General features: G+C 65.2%; 5 protein-coding genes and 1 riboswitch. Of the genes, 3 read left to right on the top strand and 2 right to left on the bottom strand.

Annotated features, from left to right (window positions below; all coding sequences use genetic code 11):
• The 3 genes from AC1DSN_RS17400 to pnuC all read left to right on the top strand — a co-directional run.
• Window positions 1–1067, top strand: a 1067-nt coding sequence (locus AC1DSN_RS17400; protein WP_477331899.1) for a phosphotransferase enzyme family protein, incomplete at its 5' end; no start/stop codon positions are given.
• 18 nt (window positions 1068–1085) lie between these two features.
• Window positions 1086–1181, top strand: a riboswitch (TPP riboswitch).
• Window positions 1182–1235: 54 nt separating this feature from the next.
• The gene (locus AC1DSN_RS17395) at window positions 1236–3413 is read left to right on the top strand and encodes a TonB-dependent siderophore receptor (RefSeq protein WP_477331897.1); all 2178 of its coding nucleotides are present in this window, start codon (window positions 1236–1238) and stop codon (window positions 3411–3413) included.
• Window positions 3403–3984, top strand: coding sequence for a nicotinamide riboside transporter PnuC (gene pnuC / locus AC1DSN_RS17390; RefSeq protein ID WP_477296173.1), 582 nt, complete (start codon window positions 3403–3405; stop codon window positions 3982–3984). Before AC1DSN_RS17395 ends, pnuC begins: the two co-directional genes overlap by 11 nt.
• A 14-nt stretch (window positions 3985–3998) precedes the next feature.
• On the opposite strand, the gene pssA is transcribed toward pnuC, so the two are convergent.
• Both pssA and AC1DSN_RS17380 read right to left on the bottom strand, forming a co-directional pair.
• Complete coding sequence (pssA, locus tag AC1DSN_RS17385) at window positions 3999–4619, bottom strand: CDP-diacylglycerol--serine O-phosphatidyltransferase (RefSeq protein ID WP_063571861.1); 621 nt, start codon at window positions 4617–4619, stop codon at window positions 3999–4001.
• Between the two features lie 49 nt (window positions 4620–4668).
• Window positions 4669–5583, bottom strand: a complete 915-nt coding sequence (locus tag AC1DSN_RS17380; protein ID WP_063571860.1) for a LysR family transcriptional regulator — start codon at window positions 5581–5583, stop codon at window positions 4669–4671.
• Window positions 5584–5774: the final 191 nt, after the last annotated feature.

The following is a 5774-nucleotide window of genomic DNA, read 5'->3' as shown; positions in this document are numbered from 1 at the left end:
CCCTGGCCGAGGTCGAGGTGCTCCTGCGTCGTTTTCCGCCAGGTGGCGCCGTCGAGGCGCTGCACTGGCGTAGTCCCCGTCCGTTGTCGGCCGCCGCGCTCGTGCGTACGTCGACGGGCGAGGTCTTCGTAAAACGTCACCACCGGAGCGTGCGCTCGACGGCGACGCTGGCCGAGGAGCACGGCTTCGCCACACACCTGCGGCAACGCGGTATTGCCGTGCCGAAGGTGATGACGGACATCGACGGTGCGTCGGCGGTCGCGATCGGCGAGTGGGTCTACGAAGTGCATGCGCCAGCACTCGGTGTCGATGTCTACCGCGACGCCTTCTCCTGGTCGCCGATCGGCGGCATCGCCCATGCGCGAGCCGCGGGTGCGATGCTGGGGCGGTTGCATGCGGCCGCTCGGGATTACCGCGCGCCGCAGCGGACCACGCAACTGCTGGTGGCGCGGGCAGACATTCTCTCGTCGGCAGATCCGTTGCTGGCTATCGACGCCGCGCTTTCGTCGCGTCCTTCGCTGGAGGCGTACCTGCGCGAGCGCGACTGGCGTGCGGAGATCGGCGAGGCCATTGCACCCTGGCATGCGCGTGCCGTTGAGGGTATCTCCCGCCAACCACGATCATGGACCCACGGCGACTGGCACGTATCGAACCTGTGCTGGAGCGACGGCGGCGATGAGGCGCGGATCACCGACGTACTCGACCTGGGCCTTTCCGCCGTGACGTTCGGCTTGTTCGACCTGGCGACGGCGATTGAACGCAACGCCATCGCATGGCTCGATATCGCGCAGGGAGACATCGGTCGCACCGACCTCGCGCTCGCCCTGATCGAGGGCTACCGGGAGGTATGCCCCTTGGCCGCCGACGACCTGGATCTGCTCGCCGACCTCCTGCCGATCGTCCACCTCGATTTCGCCCTGTCCGAGGTCGAGTACTTCGAGGGCGTGACGGGTCGTCGCGACCACGCCGATGTGGCCTACCACACCTTCCTGCGCGGGCATGCCGCCTGGTTCATCGGGGCGCAGGGGCAGGCGCTGCTCGACGCGATCCGCCACGCGGGCGGCTGATTCGTGGTTCAATAGCCGTTCTAGAAGCGGGGGTGCCTGGCGTTGCCAGGCTGAGAGAKTCCCTTGGAACCTGACCCGGTTAGTACCGGCGTAGGGAGCTTGCAGAGCCACGGACGTCCCGGGACGACGTGGCTCGCCGTCGCTTCGTCCGTGAACCTGAAGACGACGATGACTTTTTACCGTACCCCGCTGGCCGTGGCCTTGTTCTCCCTGCTCGGTGTTGCGCACGCCGCCGACGATACGACGCCCCAGAAGGCGCGTACGCTGCCGACGGTGGATGTGAACGCCACGACCACCACCGGTTACCAGGCCGCCGATTCCCAGTTGGACACCTTCGGCAGCTTCGGCAACGCGCCCTTGCACGATACGCCGGCGGCGATCACCGTCATCACCCGCGCGCAGCTCGACGACCGCCAGCCGAGGACGCTCAGCGAACTGGTACGCGGTGATTCGGCGATCAACGACAACTACGCGCCGGCGGGCTACTACCAGGACGTTTCGATCCGCGGCTTCCCGCTGGACCTTGCCACGGGCTTTCGCTTCAACGGCATGATCGAGTCGGCCGAGCAATTGCCCGGGCTCGAAGGCAAGGAGCGCGTCGAAGTGCTGAAGGGTCTTGGTGGCCTGGAAGCCGGCGTGGTCGAGCCGGGCGGCCTGATCAACTACGTGAGCAAGCGTCCTGCCGACGTGCACAGCGTGACGATCGGGACGGATTCGCACGGGTCCAGCTACGAGGCCGTCGATCTGGGGGCATGGTTCACACCATCCTTCGGCCTGCGCGTGAATGCGGCGAATGAGCAGACGCACGCCGCCATCGAACATACCGACGGACGACGCAGCTTCGTGTCTCTCGGTGCCGACTGGAAGATCACCGACCAGGCAACCCTGCAACTGGACACGGACTACCAGACCAGCGGTCAACGCTCGGCGTCCGGTTACCAGCTGCTGGGCGGTACGCAGATTCCCGAGCATCCCAGTCGTACGCGCCTGCTCGGTTACGAGCCCTGGCAGCGTCCTGTCGGCATCCACTCGAGCAACACGTCGCTACGCTTCAACTACCACTTCGACGACAGCTGGAATGCGCAGGTCTCGGCAGGTCACAGCCATACGGTGATCGACGATAACGTCGCCTTCGCTTACGGCTGCTTCTATGCCGCGTCATGTGCGTCGGGCGCGACGCCGGGCTACTTCTTCGCTCCCAATGGCGACTACGATGTCTATGACTACCGTAGTCCGGACGACACGCGACAGAACGACGAACTGCGCGCGGTCGTCACGGGAACGTTCTCGACGGGTGCGATCGACCACGAAGTGAACGTCGGTGCCAGCGCGTTCCGCCGCACCGTGGATCAGCGTCCCTACGTGTACGACTATGTCGGCACCGCGAATATCGACGATCGTACGCCGCCGTATTTCGATCCTTCACCCAACGAGCCGGGCCCTTCGGCGCGCCRCCTGACCAGCTGGCAGCGCACGCTGTTCACGATCGACCGCGTGCATCTGGGCGAGACATGGCAGGTCCTTGCCGGTGCTCGCCTGGTCAAGCTCGACGAGCGTGCGTATGACGACAGTGGTGCCCTCGAGCGCGATACGCGGATGACGAAGACGCTGCCGCAGGCGGCCGTGCTGTGGCAGCCGACGGCGCCCCTGACGACCTACATCAGCTACGGCGAAGGCCTGTCGCTGGGGCGCGAGGCACCTTACTGGACATCGAACGGCGGTACCACGCTGGCACCGTTGCAGTCGCGCCAGGTCGAGGCCGGCGTGAAGTATGCGGTCAGCGATGTCCTGGACCTGCAGGCGGCGGTCTACCGGATTCGCCAGGCCTACCAGTTCGCCCGTCCCGACGACACGCCCGAAGGCTTCACCTTCGTCCAGCAGGGACAGGAGGTGCACACGGGTCTCGAGCTCAACCTGGCCGGGCGCGTGACCGACAATCTTCGGCTGACCGCCAGCGCCAACGTGATTCGTGCGCGTGCCGAGAATACGGGCACGCCGGATTATGAAGATCATCAGGTCGTCAACGTACCCCGCTGGCGGACGGCCGTGTACGCCGACTACACCTTGCCTTTCGYCCCGCAACTGGCGGTGCTCGGTGGCTGGCGCTATGCGGGTACCAACGTGGCCACGCCGAACGGGGACACGCGCGTCCCGGCGTACCATGTGTTCGACGCGGGCCTTCGTTTCGTCACGGCGGTCGGCGGTCATGCGATGACCTGGCGGCTCAACGTGGACAACGTGTTCAACCACTTCTACTGGCGCGATACAGGTACGTCGGGTGGTGATAGCTATCTCTTCCCCGGCATGCCGCGACTTGCCCGCCTTTCGATGACTTATGACTTTTGAGCTTTCGCTGTTCGAACTTTCCGCCGCGCTGGTCAGCGCGGCGGGCGTCTGGCTGACCGCGCGGCGCAGTCCCTGGTGCTGGCCGGTGGGCCTGGTATCGGTGATTGCCTACGCGTGGATTTTCGTCGATGCCAAGCTGTACTCGGATACGATGCTGCAGGTGATTTTTGCCTTCCTGATTCTTTACGGATGGCATCGATGGTCGCGTCACCTCGACGGCAGCGGTCATGTCCGCGTTGCGGAACTGGACACGCGGAGCGCAACGCGACACCTCGCCGTCGGCACGGCCGCGGCGCTGGCGCTCGGGTACGCGATGCACAGGTACACCGACGCCTCGTTGCCGTGGCTGGATGCAGCGCTTACCGCCTTCAGCCTCGTCGCCCAGTGGTGGCAGGCACGACGACACGCCGCTGCCTGGTGGCTATGGATCGCGGTCGACGTCATCTATGTCGGCGAGTACGTCTACAAGTCGCTGCCGATCACGGCCGTGCTGTATGCGGGATTTGTCGTCCTCGCCGCCATAGGCCTGCGCGCTTGGCGACGAGAACGTGCCGAGCCAGTGACAGCCTGATAGTTCTCGGACAGCTAGAGCTTCGGGATGCGGATGCGGCTGACCATCAACGCGCCGGATGCGGCGAACATCAGCGCCAGCGGATGCAGGCCGAGCGAAGCGATCCGGACATTGCCGAGCCAGAGGTTCTCGTGCAGGGCGCCCATCGAGGCGGCGATGCAGAGCACGGCGACCAGGACGATCGATGTTGGAATGGGCGTGCCCTCGAAGTAAGTGACCTTGCCCTCGGCGTTCGAATGATCCTCGGCCGTGACGTTGTATCGCGCCAGGCGTGAGACGCCGCAGCAGACGAACATGAGCAGGATCGCGCGGTCCAGGCCACCCTGCATGCCGCAGCCATAGCCAATGACGGCGGGCGCCACACCGAACGAGATCACATCGGCAAGGGAGTCCAGTTCCCGGCCGAGCAGCGATGCCCGCTGGCGCCACCGCGCAATACGGCCGTCGAGGACGTCGAAGATCAGCGCCAACAGGACCAGTGCGCACGCCATGTAAAGGTGCCAGACGCCGCCTTCCTGCAGGTAGGTCATGGTCGAGAAAAGCGCGCCGACACCACTGGCCGCATTGCCCAGCGTGAACCAGTCGGCCAGTGCGAAGTCACGAATCATGGAAAACGGGCGCGGTTTCGTCGTCATCGGTTCGCTCGGGCGGGTGGTCGTGCGAGTTTACAAGGGACGGCGAACCCTAGAGGGCGCCCGCCGGCTGCACGAGCACGTCGAGGAAGGCCTGGGCGAGACGGCCCGGTGCTTCGCCTTGACGGGCGCGGTATCCGACGACGATTTCCCAGCACGGTTCCTCGGCCTCGGCGATGTCGGCGAACGCGATGGGCCTGGCGTGGCGGTCGTCGCGGCGAATCTTCGCGATCGACTCCGGCACCAGCGCGATGCCGAGGCCCTGCGCGGCGAGTTCAAGCAACATGCCCATGTCGTTGACCTCGAACCGGGTACGGCGACTCAGGCCTGCCTCGGCGAAAGCGTTGTCGATCAGCTGGCGCATGCCCCAGTCGGAGCGCAGATCGACATAGCTTTCCTGCGCAAGGTCACCCAGCGTCACATCGTGGGCACCGGCCAGCCGATGCTTGGGCGGGCACACGGCCACGAGGCCTTCGCAGACCAGCAGCTTCGTGACCACGTCGGCGACAGGCAGCGCAGGTGGCTGGGTAAAAGCGATATCCAGGTGGCCGTCGCGCACTTCTTCCAGAAGATGGGCGGTGCCGTCGAAACGAAGCTCGATGTCGATGCCGCCAAAGGCGTCGCGGAATCGCCCGAGGGTGGTTGGAAGGTCGATGAAGGGGGCCAGGCTCTGAATAGCGCCGATGCGCAGCCTTCCCCGGGCGAGACCGTGCACCTGGGTCACCGCCATACGCGCCGAGCGTGCCGCATCGAGCACCCGGTGCGCTTCCTCCAGCAAGACCGTGCCCGCCACCGTGAGGGCCACGCTACGCGTGGTGCGGACGAACAGCGGGCCACCGAGTTCGTCTTCCAGGCTGCGGATGGTTTGGGAAAGGCCGGACTGGACCACGTTGAGGCGCTGGGCCGCCCGCGTGAAGTGACGCTCCTCCGCGACGGCGACAAAGTACTCGAGTTGCTTGAGATCCATGGGTATTGAGTGTGCGTGGTGCTTAATACGATCAGAATTTTCCATTTTACAGATGAATGAGGCCGACGCTAACGTGAGCGGGTTAACTCCCCACAAGGAATCCCCATGGAATATCGACTGCTTGGCCGTTCCGGCCTCAAAGTCTCCACCCTCACGATGGGCACGATGACCTTCGGCGGCCAGGGCAAGTT

The sequence above is a fragment of the Luteibacter sp. P4_D7_3 genome, assembly GCF_056401735.1.
The sequence above is the reverse complement of the archived record's forward strand: the minus strand, read 5'-3'. Positions and strand labels throughout refer to the sequence as shown.